General features: G+C 33.3%; 15 protein-coding genes. 8 read left to right on the plus strand and 7 right to left on the minus strand.

The annotated features are described in order from the left end of the window. Positions 1-95: 95 nt before the first annotated feature. On the minus strand, positions 96-1,787 hold the full coding sequence (locus OM075_RS05125; protein WP_301189407.1) for a hypothetical protein: 1,692 nt from the start codon (positions 1,785-1,787) through the stop codon (positions 96-98). Between the two features lie 228 nt (positions 1,788-2,015). Here OM075_RS05125 and ppk2 point away from each other — a divergent pair, with 228 nt between their 5' ends. The 3 genes from ppk2 (at position 2,016) to OM075_RS05140 (ending at position 5,604) form a co-directional block, all read left to right on the plus strand. Then, on the plus strand, positions 2,016-2,846 hold the full coding sequence (gene ppk2, locus OM075_RS05130) for a polyphosphate kinase 2 (protein ID WP_301189408.1): 831 nt from the start codon (positions 2,016-2,018) through the stop codon (positions 2,844-2,846). 81 nt (positions 2,847-2,927) lie between these two features. Next, on the plus strand, positions 2,928-4,526 hold the full coding sequence (locus OM075_RS05135; RefSeq protein WP_301189409.1) for a Na/Pi cotransporter family protein: 1,599 nt from the start codon (positions 2,928-2,930) through the stop codon (positions 4,524-4,526). Between the two features lie 58 nt (positions 4,527-4,584). Beyond that, positions 4,585-5,604, plus strand: a complete 1,020-nt coding sequence (locus tag OM075_RS05140) for an arginine repressor (RefSeq protein WP_301189410.1) — start codon at positions 4,585-4,587, stop codon at positions 5,602-5,604. 100 nt (positions 5,605-5,704) lie between these two features. Here OM075_RS05140 and OM075_RS05145 read toward each other — a convergent pair whose 3' ends face one another. Further along, on the minus strand, positions 5,705-5,854 hold the full coding sequence (locus OM075_RS05145) for a PspC domain-containing protein (protein WP_301189411.1): 150 nt from the start codon (positions 5,852-5,854) through the stop codon (positions 5,705-5,707). A 338-nt stretch (positions 5,855-6,192) separates the two neighbouring features. Here OM075_RS05145 and OM075_RS05150 point away from each other — a divergent pair, with 338 nt between their 5' ends. The 5 genes from OM075_RS05150 to OM075_RS05170 all read left to right on the plus strand — a co-directional run bounded on the left by OM075_RS05150 (position 6,193) and on the right by OM075_RS05170 (position 13,202). Continuing rightward, on the plus strand, positions 6,193-7,338 hold the full coding sequence (locus OM075_RS05150; protein WP_301189412.1) for a COG1470 family protein: 1,146 nt from the start codon (positions 6,193-6,195) through the stop codon (positions 7,336-7,338). A gap of 15 nt (positions 7,339-7,353) precedes the next feature. Further along, positions 7,354-8,316: an ABC transporter ATP-binding protein gene (locus OM075_RS05155; protein ID WP_301189413.1), complete on the plus strand. Its 963-nt coding sequence runs from the start codon at positions 7,354-7,356 to the stop codon at positions 8,314-8,316. After that, positions 8,267-9,313, plus strand: a complete 1,047-nt coding sequence (locus OM075_RS05160) for an ABC transporter permease (protein ID WP_301189414.1) — start codon at positions 8,267-8,269, stop codon at positions 9,311-9,313. The genes OM075_RS05155 and OM075_RS05160 overlap by 50 nt, the downstream gene beginning before the upstream one ends. A 279-nt stretch (positions 9,314-9,592) precedes the next feature. Continuing rightward, positions 9,593-10,876 carry an L-cysteine desulfidase family protein gene (locus OM075_RS05165; RefSeq protein ID WP_301189415.1) on the plus strand — a complete coding sequence of 428 codons (1,284 nt, stop codon included), beginning with the start codon at positions 9,593-9,595 and terminating at the stop codon, positions 10,874-10,876. A 247-nt stretch (positions 10,877-11,123) separates the two neighbouring features. After that, positions 11,124-13,202: a beta-galactosidase gene (locus OM075_RS05170; protein ID WP_301189416.1), complete on the plus strand. Its 2,079-nt coding sequence runs from the start codon at positions 11,124-11,126 to the stop codon at positions 13,200-13,202. A gap of 208 nt (positions 13,203-13,410) precedes the next feature. Here OM075_RS05170 and OM075_RS05175 read toward each other — a convergent pair whose 3' ends face one another. The 5 genes from OM075_RS05175 to OM075_RS05195 all read right to left on the minus strand — a co-directional run bounded on the left by OM075_RS05175 (position 13,411) and on the right by OM075_RS05195 (position 17,944). Further along, positions 13,411-14,709: a pyridoxal phosphate-dependent aminotransferase gene (locus tag OM075_RS05175; RefSeq protein WP_301189417.1), complete on the minus strand. Its 1,299-nt coding sequence runs from the start codon at positions 14,707-14,709 to the stop codon at positions 13,411-13,413. A 317-nt stretch (positions 14,710-15,026) separates the two neighbouring features. Beyond that, positions 15,027-15,593, minus strand: coding sequence for a hypothetical protein (locus OM075_RS05180; protein WP_301189418.1), 567 nt, complete (start codon positions 15,591-15,593; stop codon positions 15,027-15,029). 188 nt (positions 15,594-15,781) lie between these two features. Beyond that, positions 15,782-16,117 carry a hypothetical protein gene (locus tag OM075_RS05185; protein ID WP_301189419.1) on the minus strand — a complete coding sequence of 112 codons (336 nt, stop codon included), beginning with the start codon at positions 16,115-16,117 and terminating at the stop codon, positions 15,782-15,784. A gap of 202 nt (positions 16,118-16,319) precedes the next feature. Next, the gene (locus OM075_RS05190; protein WP_301189420.1) at positions 16,320-16,715 is read right to left on the minus strand and encodes a hypothetical protein; all 396 of its coding nucleotides are present in this window, start codon (positions 16,713-16,715) and stop codon (positions 16,320-16,322) included. Positions 16,716-16,801: 86 nt separating this feature from the next. Further along, complete coding sequence (locus OM075_RS05195) at positions 16,802-17,944, minus strand: SH3 domain-containing protein (protein ID WP_301189421.1); 1,143 nt, start codon at positions 17,942-17,944, stop codon at positions 16,802-16,804. Positions 17,945-17,986: the final 42 nt, after the last annotated feature.

The following is a 17,986-nucleotide window of genomic DNA, read 5'->3' on the forward strand; positions in this document are numbered from 1 at the left end:
TCAATAAAGCTTTTGAGAATTGGTTTTAAGAAAAAAGATAATTTAATTTGAATAATCTAAATCAATCAGACAGAGTTATACTTACATATCCTTTTTTATTGATACAATTTAGATGTTTTGTATTCAATTTGATTTAGCACTTTTATAATTGTATCCTCATAGGAGTTTAGAATGAAAAATATAGATGGCTTTTGTTTGTTAGCTATTTCCATTAACTCATTTTGAGTCATTAACGAACCTTCATTTATTAATTCCGGTTTTATTTTCATACTTCCACTATAAGTTGTTTTTACTTTTTTATCAGATATCTCTTCTGAATATATAATATCAGTTATTTTTGTCATATGGTTTGGGTCTCTTACATCCCAAATTTCAAAAGGATAACTTACTTCAACTACAGCTTTGCTGGTAATAGTAGAATGAGTTCCTGTATATGACTTATAAGATAACCTGAATCTGGAATCGGATTGTCTTCCAGTAGCTTTTTGTTCCTTTAAGCCTTCAGTGTATTCTTGTTTTGAAATCTCACTTTCAGATGTTTTACCAGTTGAGATACTTCTTTTGTTTAAAAAGAATCTTTCAATGGTTTTTGCCTCAGTATCAGTAATGACACCTTTGTATGTATATGCAATTCTGTTTGTATCTATTCGCATCAATATAAAACCAAATCCCAATTCTTTTGCAACAGTTATGCAGTCTTCAATATTTTCTAAATTGATAACAGGAGTTTTAATAATAGGAAGAGAAATGTAGTCATTTGTTTGTGAGAATATCTCGTTGGTTGTTGGATTTTTTGTAATAACTCCACCTGCATTGTCTGTGATTATAACATTTAAAGTGGACTTAATGGAAGTAGCTTTAATTCTTTCTTCAACATCTTTGTAGCCTGGATTCCACATATTTGCTTGTTTGTAGAGATTGCCAGCTTCTTTTTGTGCTTTAAAAGATAGTGTTTGTTCTTTTTTTAATCCTTGTTCATAGAGCAAGGATGCAGCTTTTTGCTTTACACCTAAAATTTTTCCACTAGCACCATTGTAGTTATATACATACGATGCAGATTTATTATAATATGAAATCGCTTTTTTTATATCATCAAATTTATTAGAGTCATAGAGTAAATCAGCTTCATCAGAATATAATTTAGCCAATAACTCTTTCGAATCTTTATAAGGATTTTTTTCATGCAGTGCATTTTCAAAGAGAGGTACCGCATCTTCTTTTAATATAAAATCTGTTTCCTGATTATATATCCTCAATGCCTCTTCATAGTATATTAACGCTTTATTGTTTTTTACCTGTGTAGTATATGATTCGTCATATTGTTTCGCTTTATCAAGATGAGGAATGGCTTTTTTACGGTTTTCAAATATTTTGGAAGCCTGAATAATTTGTATTGCTTCATCAAAATGTGCTTTAGAAGCTTTTTTTCTTGCTTCTTTTAAAACAGGTTCATAGTCTTTTAATTCTAATTGAATGGTTTCTCCTTTGTAAGAAATATTACCATTTTCAAATTTGCTTAACTGTTGATTTAGTTTTATCCATTCTTCAGCATGATCAGCAATTAAATCATTACCAAATTCTGAGGATGAAGCTTTTGCTTCTATTTCAGCAATATCTTTAAGTGCTTCTTCATACGATGTTCTAAAGTTTTTAAAATACCTGTCGTTCATGCTTCTCTGCAATCTTTTTGCATTTAAGATGCAGGTGTTTACAGATTCTTGGGCTTGAATTTTTAATGTTAAACCAGATATAAATATAACTGTAGCAATAAGTAATAACTTCTTCATTTTAATATACGCTGAAATAATTTTTAACCTATACGGCAAAGTTTCATTATAGATATATGTTTTTGATAAAAAATTAAATGTTTGTATGAACAATAAGCTGGGGTTACTCAAAAAGTTCTGCAAATAACTATATAAAAAGTCTTTTTCATTTTTCTTTTAATTATTAGATGAATTCATAGTCGCATATTTTTAGTAAATTATATGTGAGCTTCATAAATAAATGGAATTATGGGAAAAAATCTTCATGATAAACATCAATCAGCACCTGTATATGAAAAAGATGGTAGAATAAATAAAGAGTACTATTTTAAAGAAATAGACAGGCTTCAACTGGAATTGGTTAAACTGCAGGAGTGGATTAAACAAGAAGGTTTAAAAGTAGTAGTGATTTTTGAAGGACGAGATGCTTCCGGTAAAGGAGGTGTGATTAAGCGAATTACACAACGGTTAAATCCGCGGGTAACCAGAGTGGTGGCTTTACCAGTTCCTACCGAAAGAGAAAAAACACAGTGGTATTTTCAACGATATGTAACGCACCTTCCAGCAGCTGGTGAAATGGTGTTGTTTGATCGAAGTTGGTATAATCGCGCTGGTGTTGAAAAAGTCATGGGCTTTTGTACTCATGATGAATACGAGGATTTTTTAAGAGCTTGTCCTGAGTTCGAACGAATGTTGATTCGTTCAGGAACTATTTTGATAAAGTATTGGTTTTCGGTAAGTGATGAAGAACAGGAAAAACGATTCAAAGAACGTATTAATACTCCGTTAAAAAGGTGGAAGATTAGTGAGATGGATATGGTTTCGCGTACCCATTGGATAGATTATTCAATTGCCAAAGATAACATGTTTAATTATACTGATACTAAGCAAGCTCCCTGGTTTGTTGTAGAAGGCGATGATAAAAAGAAGGCAAGATTAAACTGTATTTCTCATTTGTTATCAATGATTCCTTATGAAGAGGTGAATTATAAGAAAATAAAATTACCACCTCTGCAGGATAAAAAAGGTTATATGAGACCTCCCAAAGATGAGCAGACGCATATTCCGAAAGTATATTAGGAACAAGGAGTAGGGAGAAGGGAACAAGGAACAAGCTGATTAATGTTATATTGTAGAGAAAGAGCTATGACTATAAATTGGATGATATTAATTTACACGGTGATAGGCGGTTTGGCTCTGTTTCTTTTCGGCATGGATGTAATGACGAAAGCGTTAAAGGATTCTGCGGGTAAGAGATTAAAGTACTTCCTTCATCAAATGACATCCACCCGATGGAAAGGATTGATGGCAGGTCTAAGTATTACAGCAGTTATTCAATCCTCATCTGTTACTACAGTTTTAGCAGTTGGTTTTGTTTCGGCAGGTGTGATGACGTTTAAGAGCACTTTGGGAGTGATTTTAGGTGCAGATATCGGAACTACAATTACAGCACAAATTATAGCTTTTAAAGTGACCAAAATAGCTTTACTTTTGGTTGTTTTAGGATATTTATTTACAGTAATATCTGGTCATAAAAAGAATAAAGAATTAGGGAAGATCCTATTTGGTCTAGGTCTCATCTTTTTAGGTATGAATTTCATGAGTGAAGGTATGCAACCACTAAAAACATATCCTCCTTTTATTGAAATCATGCATGGATTAAATAACCCTCTTTTAGGAATATTAATAGGAACAGTTTTTACTGCAATCATTCAAAGTTCATCTGCTACTACGGGTGTTGTAATTGTTTTAGCTTCTCAAAATTTAATTGCTAGTCAGGGGGGAATAGCAATTGTAATTGGAGCTAACATAGGAACTTGTGTAACAGCTTTTCTTTCTGCTATTGGAAAACCCAGAACAGCTGTACAAGTGGCTATAGCTCATATTCTTTTTAAAATAATAGGTGCCCTGTTATGGGTGTGGTTTATTTCCCAGCTGGCTTTTATTACAGAACAAATAACTCCCAACAACTTACCCCGACAGATAGCAAATGCACACACTATTTTTAATGTGGTAAATGCAGCATTGATGATTGGTTTTACAGGACCCATTGCCCTTTTAATTAATAAAGTATTTCCAGCGCAGACCAATGAAGAAAATGATGAAATAATTTTGTTGGATCAATACTATTTGCAACATACCAGTATGGCAATTGATTTGGTAGATAAAGAGCTGAACAAACTTTTTGATAAAACAAATATTGTATTAAAAACGGCCCTTTCTGTGGCATTGACAGGAACTTCATTTGATCTTGAAAAATTGAGAATATCAGATCAGATTATTGATTTTCAACAAAAACAAATCTTATCCTATTTGCAGCAATTGCAGCAACAGGAAATTGATCATAAAGAATCCGGTAGAATCAAAAATCAAATGGAAATCACCAATATTTTGGAAGCAGCTGCTGACCTGATTACAACAGACATGGTTGAGGCAGCGGAGCATCGAATAGAATATCAGTTTAATGTTAGTGATGATACAAAAGAACGTTTTGAAGATATATACAAACAGAGCATTCAAACTCTGCAGGATGCATTTCAGGCCTATCAAACAAATAATGTGGAAATGGCCAAAGATATCATCTCACAAAAGAAAGCTTTCAAAAACAATATGATTGCCATAAAAGAACGATTGGTAAACAGATTATCATTAAAGGATACAAATAGAATTGCAATTATTCGATTTGAAACAGAATTGATTGAACTGATAAATAGATTGTACGCCCTGGCCCGAAGGATTGCCCGCCTACAAATGGATTAGAGTAAAATAATTCATTATCCGCTGCAGATGTTGTCTAATGAATTTATACAGACGATTAATGAAACAGAATACAATTGTTAGCTTATTGTCATTTATAAATAGAATTGGTTTTACCTTGCTTGTATCAGTTGTTGGTTTAATGATGCAGTCCACAAATATTCAACCAGTCCAGAATTGTGGAATGAATGGAAGCCAGGTCGATTCTGTTCAATATTTGAAGCGCCTACAACAACTGGCAAACAATGACACCAGCGGAAAGTGGCCTGTTTATCCACAACCTTATCCATTAAAAGGAGCTATCTTACCCTATAAACGAATCGTTGCTTTTTACGGAAATTTATATTCAAAAAAAATGGGTGTTTTAGGCAAATATACTCCAGATGAATTATGGGAGAAGTTAAATGAGGAGGTTCAAAACTGGGAACAGGCTGATTCTCTAACTCCAGTTCAGCCTGCACTCCATTATGTTGCAGTGGTAGCTCAAAATAATCCGATGAAAGATGGACAATATCGTTATCGAATGCCTTCAAATCAAATAGATTCTGTGCTTACTATTGCTCAAATGGGAAATGCTATCGTGTTTTTAGACATACAGCCGGGTCATAGTACTGTTAATATTGAAGTGCCATTGTTAGAAGCATATCTTAAAATGCCCAATGTGCATTTAGGCCTTGATCCTGAGTTTTCAATGAAAGAGGGAAATGTTCCCGGTACTGTTAAAGGATATGTAACAGCTGAGGATATTAATTTCTGTACTAATTATCTGTCTGGCTTAGTGAAGAAATATCGTTTGCCACCAAAGGTATTTGTGGTTCATCGGTTTACTCAGTCCATGGTAAGAAACTGCGAACAAATACAATTGTATTCTGAAGTGCAAATTGTTATTAATATGGATGGTTGGGGACGACCTGGATTAAAAAAGAGTACCTACCGGGATTTTATATATCAGGAACCGGTTCAGTTTACCGGGTTTAAGTTGTTTTATATAAACGATTTAAAACAACCACCATTTCGAATGATGAGGCCTGAAGAAATATTAGAATTGAAGCCAAAACCTATTTATATTCAGTATCAGTAGTAAGTGTTTTAAGGTGATTAACAATTAAAATGCAATCTCCTTTATCTTAAAGTGAAATTTTCGGTGGAATATTAGAATCAGGTTGGATATTCCAGACATATTAATTCAAAAGAGTTTTAATGATCCATAAAATTAGATATACACCAACACCTGTACCAAAAAATAATGCGGCAATCAGGAATGCCAGTCTTATCATTCCAACTCTATAACCTAATTTATAACTTAACCATTCACAGACTCCTAAAATCATAATAATATATTTAGTTGAATAATATTTCTTTCAAAAATAGTAAAATATTCGGTTAATAGATAGTGTATTTTACATGCTTCTAACAATGGTTAAAATCAGGTTAAAGTCGGGTGAATTTTTCTTTCCATATCTAATATCTTCTATTTTTGGTTTATCAAATTCATTATTAAAAAATATTGTTACTGTTAATATTTAAAATGATGATGGTACTTCATAGATATAGTCTTTCGACTTAAAAGAAAAAAGGTTTTTGTTAATAATAATACTTCAGAGCGGGATTTATTTCCTCTCTGAAGTTGTGTATGTGTTTTAATAATTTTAGTAAGAATTAGGTAACTATGAAAAAGAAACCATTTTTTATTAAGGTATTAATGTTTAGTGCTTTAATGTTTATGTTGGGAGTGTTGGGATTAAAGGCTGCCAATCAAGTTGAAATCTACACCTCAAACACAAAGGTTTCGCTGTCTCCTGGCGAAACGGTAACTTATAATTTAGAAGTATTTAATCATGGAGCAGAGGTTCAGTTCTGTGATTTAGCTATTTCCGGAATACCCCGATCGTGGAGTTATTCATTAAAATCAGGCTCTTACGATGTAAAACAAATTGCAGTTAAAGCCAATAGTAATCAGGCCCTAAAATTAAAATTAAATGTTCCGTTAAAGGTAAACAAGGGGAATTATACGCTTTATGTAAAAGCCGGAGAAGCTAAGTTGCCACTTGTGATCAATGTATCTAAGCAAGGCAATTTCAAAACGGAGTTTTCGTCAAAGCAGAAAAATATGCAGGGACATTCAAAGTCTGACTTTTCATTCAATACCTCTATTGTTAATGCAACAGGAGATGATCAGACTTATTCTTTAATGAGTAACGCACCCCGAGGATGGACTGTTGTTTTTAAGCCAAATCACAAACAAGCAACTTCTGTAGAAATAGAAGCTAATGGAAAAAAGGATGTTGTTATAGATGTAACACCACCGCACAATGTAAAAGAAGGAACCTATAAGATACCTGTTAGCGCTGTTAATAAAAATACATCATCAGAATTAGATTTGGAGGTGGTTATTACCGGGACTTATGAAATGGAATTAACAACACCTCAGGGATTAGCAAGTACAAAAATTGCTGCAGGAGGAAAACAGATGGTTGAGTTTGTTGTAAAAAATACCGGATCAGCCGACTTAAAAAACGTAAAGCTGGATGCTTCAAAACCAAAGGGATGGCAAGTTAGGTTTGAACCTAAAGAAATAGAGTCAATTCCGCCAGGTGAATATAGTAAGGTTGATGCTATTATTGAAGCAAGTGATAACTCTGTTGCTGGCGATTATATTACCAATATTACAGCTAAAATTCCTGAAGTCTCGTCAAAAATGAGCATGCGTGTAGCAGTAAAAACATCATTGCTTTGGGCCTGGATGGGAGTGTTTATTATCATTCTTTCTTTGGGAGGAGTTATCTTATTATTTGTCAAGTTTGGAAGGAGGTAAGTGATGAGCAATCATATGATAGAGATATTGGGTTTATCGAAGCAATATGGTTCTCAAAAAGTGGTTAATAACCTCAATTTAAATATCGAAAGGGGAGAGGTGTTTGGTTTATTGGGTCCGAATGGTGCTGGTAAGTCAACCACAATCCGAATGATTTTAGGAATGACAGAACCAAGTTCCGGAACCGTTAAAGTTAATGGGTTTTTATCGAACATGAACCCCATTAAAGTGAAAGAATGTGTAGGATACTTACCTGAAGATGTAGGATTTTATGATAAAATGACGGCTTTTGAAAACCTGATGTACACCGCACAACTAAATAGAATTTCAAAAGCAACCGCTAAAGATAAAGTTGAGCAACTATTAAAATTAGTGGGTTTGCATAATGAAAGAAATAAAAAGGCCGGGACTTTTTCAAAAGGAATGAAACAAAGACTTGGCCTGGCCGATGTGTTAATTAAAGATCCCAAAGTAATTATTTTGGACGAACCTACGTTAGGTTTGGATCCTAAAGGAATGAAAGAGTTTTTGGATTTAATTAAAAGGTTAAGTGAGGAGAAAGGTGTAACGGTTCTATTCTCGTCGCATCATTTACATCAGGTGCAGCATATTTGTAGTAGGGTTGGTCTTTTTATCAACGGTCAGTTAATTGCATCTGGCGATGTGGATAGTTTGTCAACTCAGCTGTTTGGTGATCAAAGTGCCAGAGTGTTTGCTGGTGTCAGATATGATAATAATAATGAATACAGCAATAAAAAAGAGGAACTGAAAAGACAATTACTTTCTAATCCAGAAGTATCCGGAGTTCAGTTTAATGATGAGGAACTGATTGTGGAATGTAAAAACAACATGAGTTCTTACGTGGCTAAAACCATTGTGAATCAACATCTGGATCTGACCTATTTAAATAAAAAGGAATATGGATTAGATGAAATTTACGATAAATACTTTGAAGGAGGAGATCATCATGAGTCATAATTCACAAGCCATTAGTACGTTTATGGGATCGTCTGTTTTATCTCATTCAAAAGGCGAAGTAAATCCATTTTGGATTATAGTAAAAAAAGAAATTGCAGATCATATACGAAGTTGGCGCTTTGGTATTTTGGTGATCATTATAGGATTAACATGTTTGGGTTCCTTGTATGTTTCTTTACAAAATATTGCTGATGCACTGCAAAAATCAAAAGTAGATGATGCATTTGCCTTTTTAAAATTATATACGGTTAGCGATGGTAAAATGCCTCCTTATTTCGTGTTTCTGAGTTTTCTTGGTCCATTATTAGGAATTAGTTTAGGTTTTGATGCTATTAATTCAGAATATAGCAGAGGAACAATAAGCAGAATTTTATCACAACCCATCCCTCGCGACTTTTTAATAACAGCAAAGTTCACAGCATCACTAATTATCATTAGCATGATGTTTTTGTTGCTGAGTTTTTTAGTGATGGGAATTGGTATTATTTCAATAGGGATCGCTCCAACAGTTGAAGAGTTTACCCGGGTTTTGCTTTTTACCATAGCTTCAATTGTTTATGTTTCCTTTTGGTTGAGTTTATCAATTCTATTGTCTATTAAATTTGAACAAGCCTCAACCTCAGCATTATCCGGAATTAGTATCTGGTTGTTTTTTACCGTCTTTTATTCTATTCTGGTTAATGTTGTATTCAGTATTATAATTCCTGCAGGAAGAAAACTTTCTATTTCAGGAATACAAACAAAACTGGCGATATTGAGGATTACGCCGAACCAGTTATTTACAGATATAACAAATGTATTATTAAGTCCACAAGTACGAAGTTTAGGTCCCTTAAGTATGGAGCAGATGGAGGGTGCCATTCCAACACCATTACCGGTATTTCAGAGTTTGCTATTAGTTTGGCCCCAATTTGTTGGATTAATTGCTGGCACCATCCTTTGCTTCTTTTTTTCGTACCTGTTGTTTATGCGTAAAGATGTAAAAACACTGATGTAAGGACAGGTTGAAAATTGAACATTTCGACTTTAATAAGCCAATGAAATAACAAAATAACGTCAAGAGAAAAAATAGTGTGTGATTAATTTATCCCCCTGTTCCCTTGGGGGTAAGCCTCTCCTTTTAATAAGCGAGAGGCTTTTTTATGGGTAAAAATCATGTAAAAATCAGAAAAATAATCATTTTTAGAGTAACCCCTTTTCCGTAATTATGTGTCTTAATAATATAAACGATTTAACATCACTGTTACATCTGATTTTATAAGATATATTTTTACCGATGAACACAATAGATTCAAAAAAAATAATTGATCTGATCCAAAAGGAAGTTGTTCCTGCTATAGGATGCACTGAACCAATAGCTGTTGCTTTTGCCATAACTAAAGCAAAAGAAATATTAAATGAAACTGTAGATAAAGCAGAGGTTCATTTAAGTGCAAATATTCTTAAAAATTCAATGGGAGTAGGCATCCCTGGAACAGGAATGATTGGTTTACCAATTGCTATTGCAATGGGTGTTGTGGTTGGTAACTCTGAATATGGATTAGAAGTTTTAAGAGATTCAAATGAAGAGGCTTTAGTGAAAGCAAAGCAATTTGTAAGTGAGCAAAGATGTTTTGTAAACTTAAAAACAGATGCTCCGGATCGTTTGTATATTGAGGCTATCTGTTACGGCGAAAATAATACTTCAAAAGTAGTTATTTGCGGAAATCATACGCATATCGTTTATATGGATTTAAACGGTGAAATTCTTTTGGATGAGTTAAGTTCTTATAACAGTCAGGATGAAGCAAAAGAAGAAGTAGATTTAAGTTTCGACATTGTTTATAATTTCTCATTGCAAACACCTTTAGAGGATTTGGCATTCATTTTAGAGGCTGCAAAGTTAAATAGTCAGGCTGCCCTTGAATCTGAAAAAGGATTTTTTGGCCACGGTTTAGGAAAAACGTTAAAGGGCGGATCTCAAAGCTTTATTTTAGGCGATAATGTTTTTAGCAAAATTATAGCTGCTACCAGCAATGCCTGTGATGTTCGTATGGCAGGAGCTATGATTCCTGTTATGAGTAATTCAGGAAGTGGAAACCAGGGTATTACAGCTACAATGCCCGTGTTGGTATTTGCTGAAGAAAATAAGAGTTCCAGAGAAGATTTGATTCGTGCCTTAACATTAAGTCATTTAATGTTGATTTACATAAAACGTAACCTTGGTAGATTATCCGGATTGTGTGGTGTAACTGTAGCTGCAATTGGTTCGAGTTGTGGTATCACTTATTTAATGGGCGGAAATAGAGAACAAGTGGCATATTCGGTTAAGAATATGATTGGAAACTTAGCCGGAGTAATTTGCGATGGAGCCAAACCAAGTTGTTCGCTTAAGGTTTCAAGCGCGGTTTCAACAGCAACTTTATCATCAATGTTGGCAATGGATAATAAATCTGTTTCTGCATTGGAGGGTATTACTGATGAGGATGTGGACAAAACTATTCGTAACCTAACAGATATTGGTTCTAGTGGAATGTTACAAACGGATGAATTGGTATTAGATATTATGACTCATAAATAGACTGTATAGATTATAGATAGATACAAATCGCATTAATTTGGTTTAGATTAATATGTGTATTAGGAGGGACTTTACAATTGTAGAGTCCTTTTTTTGTTTCTGATTTGGTAGAATAATAATTCAAAATAAACCAATAATACACATTATAGGATGATTTTACATTTCTACTGATGGAATTACATAGATATGAGCCAGGATTTTTGTTTATTTATCTATATTAATTCAAAAATCTATATCAATATCAATCATGCAAAAAGTTTATTTAATCATTCTTACCATAATTATTGGGTTCTCTTCTAATGCACAAAAGAGCAAAGAATTTTTTTCGACTAAAGATTTAACTTCAGTTGGAGCCTATTATTATCCGGAACATTGGGATGAGTCGCAATGGGATCGTGATTTAAAAAAGATGGCAGAAATGGGATTTGAATTTACCCATTTTGCTGAATTTGCCTGGGCACAACTCGAGCCACAAGAGGGCGTATATGATTTTGAATGGTTAGATAAGGCTGTGGCTATTGCCGATAAGTACCACCTTAAAGTAATCATGTGTACTTCAACAGCTACACCTCCTGTATGGCTGGTACGCAAACATCCTGATGTATTAATTCTACATGAAGATGGAACCACGGATGATCATGGTTCGCGTCAGCATGCTTCTTTTTCCAATAACTATTATCGTGAGTATTCTTTAAAGATGATTGCAGAATTGGCTAAACATTATGGTAATGATGATAGAATTATAGGATGGCAGGTTGATAATGAGCCTCGAGGAACTCAAGATTATGGTAAAGATGCGCAACAGCGATTCAGGAATTGGTTAAAGAATAAATACCAAAACATTGATGCATTGAATAAATCATGGGGAACCAACTTTTGGAGTGGGACTTATTCTGATTTTTCTGAAATTAATATTCCTCAATACAGTCAGTGGGGGATGAATTTGTATCAGAAATTAGATCATAGCCGATTTGTTGATGAGGAAACTGCTTCGTTTTTGGACGATCAGGCTGTGATGATAAAAAAATATGCAAAAGCCGATCAATGGGTTACGACCAATTATATTCCAATGTACGACTCTCGATGCATAGGAGGAAATAAAGAGCTTGACTTTATTTCTTATACTCGTTACATGGTGTATGGCGATCATAAAGGAATTGGGCGCAAAGGTTACAGAGTTGGAGAGTATTCCAGAATCTCCATGTCGAATGATTATTTTCGTCCGTTAACACCTATTTATGGAGTTATGGAGTTGCAACCCGGACAGGTGAATTGGGGATCGATCAATTCGCAACCATTACCTGGTGCCGTTCATTTATGGTTGTGGCATGTGTTTGCTGGAGGTAGTCAGTTTACTTGCACCTATCGTTTCAGAGCGCCTATTTATGGTTACGAGCAATATCATTATGGAATTGTTGGTCCGGATGGAGTAACACCTACTTCAGGTGGCCTGGAATATCAGCAGTTTATTGAGGAAATAAAGACTTTAAGAAAAAAAGCATCATTAGGTTTAGTGCCTGATGAATACCTGAATAGAAAAACGGCTATACTTTATGATCCGGATAACACAGTAGCAATCAATCAAAATAAACAAAACCAGGTTTGGAATACGGAGCAGCATGTGTTGAAATATTACAAAGCATTAAAATCGTTTGGAGCTCCTGTTGATTTTATCAGAGCAAACATGGATTTCAATGATTATCCCGTTATTGTGGTTCCAGCTTATCAGCAAATGAGTTTGGCGTTGATTGCTAAACTTACTGATTACGTGAAAAAAGGAGGGAACCTTGTTATGTCGTGCCGAACAGGGCATCAGGATGAACATGGTCATTTGTGGGAAGCCAAACATGCTCAGCCTATTTACGAATTAATAGGAGGGGAGATTGAGTTTTATGATTTGTTGCGACCTTATGCTTCAGATACGGTTGTTATGGATGATAATCAGTATGCATGGACAAGCTGGGGAGATGTATTAAAGCCAAATACTAACACTAAAGTTTGGGCTAAGTATTCTGGTGATTTTTATGCCGGAAAACCATCCGTTACGTACAGTGAACTTGGAAAAGGTACGGTAACCTATGTTGGAGCAGATAGTAACGAAGGTGATTTGGAGTATGATGTACTTCAGAAATTATATGGCAAATTAAATATTGGTATTGAGAATTATCCTAAAGGAGTTACCGTGGAATACAGAGATGGTTTTGGAATTGCTATGAACTACTCTCATAAACCTTACACAATGGAACTTCCAGCAAAAGCTGAAGTATTGTTTGGAACAAAGGTTCTTTCAACAGCTGATGTTTTGGTTTGGAAAATTATAAAGTAAGGAGATAAAGGTCCTGGTTACAAACTTGAACTAGTGGAAGGTGATTAGTTTTTAGACCTGACAGCGTTTGTAACCAAGCAGTACATCAAACCTGTCAGCGTCTCGCTAGGAGAGAAAAATTTACCACCAAGACACTAAGTTATAACTATAAAATCTTTTTGATATTGGTGCTCTTTGTGAATTTTTCTTTGGGGTTAATAGAGTGACCTTATTTCATTGCATACTCACAGGCCTCTGCCATTAATTTGATGGCCTGTTCAAAAATGGCAGGTTCTTCAAATCCATAGGATAAACGAAGTTGATATTGAGCTTTTGGTTCTTTACTGCATATAGTCCCCGGAATATAGATCAGCCGGGGATTTTTTTCTTCGATACCATCAATTTCCGAATCTCCGGTTATTCTCGAGAGGTAATTAAAAAACTTAGACCCTTTACCTGTTTTTATATTTTTAAAGGTGATGTAAAAATAAAAAGCGGCATCTCCACCAGTGTAGAAATCAATATAATCACTCAAATATTTAGAAAACATTTGCTTGATAAAATCAGCTTTTTCCTGGTATCCCTTGTTTACATTTTCTTTTTGAGTTTGTATGTAATGATCCAGTAGCCAGCTTGATATTTCCTGGTTTATTAAGGAATTACTAAATCCAATATCCGAAGTACGTTGAGTTAAAGCATCAGCTAAAGCATTATTAGGTGTAATGATATATCCAATACGTAAAGCAGGGGCTAATATTTTTGATAATGTACCAATTTCAACAACCTGATTGATGTTATCAAACTTTAATCCGGAAACAGTATTCATTAATTCAGGGTTGTGAATGATATCTTCATAAGCTTTATCAAAAACAACGGGTATTAATTGGTTGGTTTCTTCCGACAGATTTTCTGCAATTTCAACAATAGTTTTTTTCCTTTCTGTTGATAAGATTACTGTACTGGGATTGTTTACCGTAACGATATAAAAGAAACTGATTTCATCCGGATTAATCTCTTTTAGTTTTTGTTGAAGTATATCTGTTTTTAAACCATGTTCGTCTTCCGGAATAGCCAGAATTTTAAAGCCCTTGCGTTCTAAAGTTTCGGTATAAATATAATAATACGGATCTGCAGTGATCACAATTCCTGGTTTCATGATATCAGAAATGGAATCAAGAATACTGGTTGCACCATTGGCACCAATTAAAATTTTCCGGACATTAAAATCCTCCTCGGTCAAAGCGCCGATATGGTATTGTAAATAATATTTCTTTATAGAGTTTCTCAGGTTTGGAGATCCATCTGCACCTCCATAATTCAGTGCATTTCGGTAACGAATGGGATCGGCAATAATTTCAGAATATGCTTGCTGGATGGCATCAACCGGAATGGTTTTATCATTCACATATCCAACGCCTAAGTTAATGTCTTTTCCTTCTCTAAAATCTTCTGCAAATTCAGCGGTTAGTTGATTAATTGCTGATGGTATTAATGACTTTTGGGCAAGCTCCGAAAATTGAAATTCCATGGTTTAAAAATTTCATCAAAAATAAGAAAATATAAGGTTAAAAGGTAGAAAGGAACAAGTAGAAAGGAACAAAGTTAAATTAGATCAATAGATGGATAGGTCTTTAGATTAATTGGAATAATAGGTGAAGACCTGACAGCGTTTGTATCCAAGCTGTACATTAAACCTGTCAGCGTCTGGCAAGGAGAGAAAAACTTACCTCAAGACACCAAGTGTTTTCTATAAATTCTTTTTGAAACCAGGAGTTCTATGTGTTTTTGAGGAATAAGAATTATGGGTGAGTATCCATTCTGCTTAGATATAATGATTTTTTTTGCTTATTCAATTGTTGATATCATGTCTTCAAGTGATAAGTTAGATTGATTGTGAATCATTATAATTTTTGATTGGTTTTGTTTATTAAGAACATAATAAGTGATTTGAAAATCCTCAAAACAATTATTGATCTGATATATAAGTTTTGCATAGGGATAGGTGCCTGATTTTAAAGTGCTACTTATCTCTGTAAGGTGATATGTGGGATATGATTTCTTAACTGAATTATAAAGTACCTTTTTAATTTGTTTAAATGATTTTTGATTTAAGTTAATATAAGGCACTCCCATTAATAAGATATTGTTATAGATATTTGTAGTGTCCTGAAGATAAATTGAATTTCTTAAGGATAGAAAATTTTCAATGTTTATAACTTTGTTGTTAATAATAGAATCAGCAATATTATTGTTCTTAAAATAATCTTCAAATTGAGTGGTTTCCATTTTTATATAATTTCCCGGAAGTTTAATCGAAAGCCCAATTGCTTTAAACCTGTGCGACTTATTATTGCAATTGTAGGATGTTAATATAATTATTAACAGGATGAGGTATTTTAATAAAATTTTCATTTTTGTTTATAAGTAAGCTGTATATAAAATCCGTCTGCATCTTGCAAGTAGAGAAAAAATTACCACCAAGACGCTAAGTTTTCCTATAAATTCTTTGTGATCCTTGGGGACTCCGTTTTTTTGAGGTTAGAAAAATAAGCAAGCTGTAAATTTATTCGGACATATAAAGCAATGAGATAGGTGCAATATTAAGGTTTATCTATTGATAACACAATTTTGGATAATGGAGCTACGTAAGCATTAATTTTATCACCTATATTAAAATTTAAATATTCGTCATTAGAACAATAATATTTATATTCATCAAATATCAAGCACATTCTGTTGGATGATCCATTGGCTAAATAGTTACCACTGGAATATGTGCCATATTTTTCATTTGCTTTTGAATCTATTTTTGAAATTATAAAGTATTTAGTACCGATTTTAAGATCTTTTCTTATTGATTTAATTTTAACTACATAAACAATGAGTGCTATAGTGATCAATAATGGACTTAAAGACCATTTTATAATCGAAAACATTTTTGAGTCAGCATAAAAGCCAGAAGCGTTTATGCCTAAAACGATTAGAAGTATAAAAAACGATACAATTAAGGAAAGTATCAAATTGTCACGATAAGGTATGATATGTCTATGTATATAATTGATCTCTTTAGCTGATAATTTTTTGGTTAGCATAGGTTGTTTTTTAATTTTGACCATAATAAGAGGAAAAGTAGCAGTATTAAGTTTCGTATTGTGTGACTCTTATAACCTTACCATTTTCAAAATAAATATCCAAAACATCCGGGTCAATATTAAAAAGTCCTGGAACAAATCCCAAATCATAAATCATATGATCTTTCATATACATATAAAAATCATCACCTAAAATTGAAATGACTTCTTCTTTGGTTTTTCCAATCAACATATCAGTATTAATAATGTCCTCTGACATTTTGTATCGTACTTCCTTATTTTGGTGCCATTCCTGTTTATTAAAATCAATTTTGGGATAATAAGATATAGAAAACATCCAAATAAGAATAATTCCAACGTATAAAACAGGGCTTAATATTATAGCGGGAATAGTTGCTAAATACCATCTGCTTTTTGCATTTCCTAGGTTAAGTTTTTTCAATAGCCATTTTGATAGAAAATATATCAGGAGAGCTATTATTAGGATAATTATTGGGACTTCAATACTCATAGTATAGAGGTTATATATTATTTGTTATTGTTAATGTACTCAATCAATTTAGTTCTGATATTTTCTAATTCTTCAGTTTGATTTGCACATAAAGATGGTATGTTTGATTTTATACTATCAATACTTTCATTAATTGTCAATATTGGTTTTTCCTCGAAATAATATTCGTATGCTGCATAATCTATCCATTTTTGGTAATTATGTGCATATAGTATACTATTTTTAATTTTAATAAAATCGCAAGGGAATTTTTCAAGATATGCTCTACATTCGCTGCCGATCGATTCAGATAAAGCACCGTCAGCAACTTCCAATACACTATTGAATACATGCAAATAAAACGCTTTTGTTTCAATATTAGAAGTCAATAAACTATCAAGAAAACCAAATGTCAGAGTGTCATCAGAAACTGCAAATTGCCCCTGGTAAAACATCTTTGCATAGGTGTTAATTTTCGGATGATTTAAATAAAAGGTAATTAAATGACCTTCCAATTGTGAAGGAAAGTATTTGTTTGATATAGTTGGATGTTTATCTGGTCTATTGTAATCCGGTATATTATAATCAAAGACCAGACTGGTTATTAGATTCATGCCTAAATTATTAGCTGCAATCTTTAAAGCATCTGTAATTTTGTTTAACTTTGAGGTCGGTGATTTTAGACTAATTAATCTTGAGTAGATTAATTGCAAATCAATGAGATCGTGTATTGGTGATTCAAGCTCAGCAATAAGAAATGATTGTATGTTTTGGGGCTGTTCACAAAATGCTGTTAAAGATGCCAAAGGATAGTCTTGGATGAGAAAGAATAATTTTTCATTGTTACCTTCACTTAGTTCTGCATTATCTCTGTCGGATAAATAGAAATCCTTAAGGAATCTACTTATTTCCACTTTTACTTTGTTATAATCTTTAATTCTTGATTTATGCATGTAACCAGTTCGGAAATTATAATCTACTCTCCACCAATCGTTATTTGGGTTGGGATAAAACCTAAACTCTTGACCATTAGTTATAATGCTGATGATATTAGAATTTTCAAATGGTTCTATTCTTAAATTTGTATATCCATCAGAGTCATTGATATAACCAAGTTTTTGCGCTTTCAGTGGAATTATTCCCAGAATCAGGGTTATTATTATTAACTGAATAATTCTCATACAATTTGTTCTATTTTGTTTTGTGTGAAATAACTCGAAAGT

It is taken from the genome of Plebeiibacterium sediminum (assembly GCF_026013605.1).
GTDB classification, from domain to species: Bacteria; Bacteroidota; Bacteroidia; order Bacteroidales; family Marinilabiliaceae; genus Saccharicrinis; species Saccharicrinis sediminus.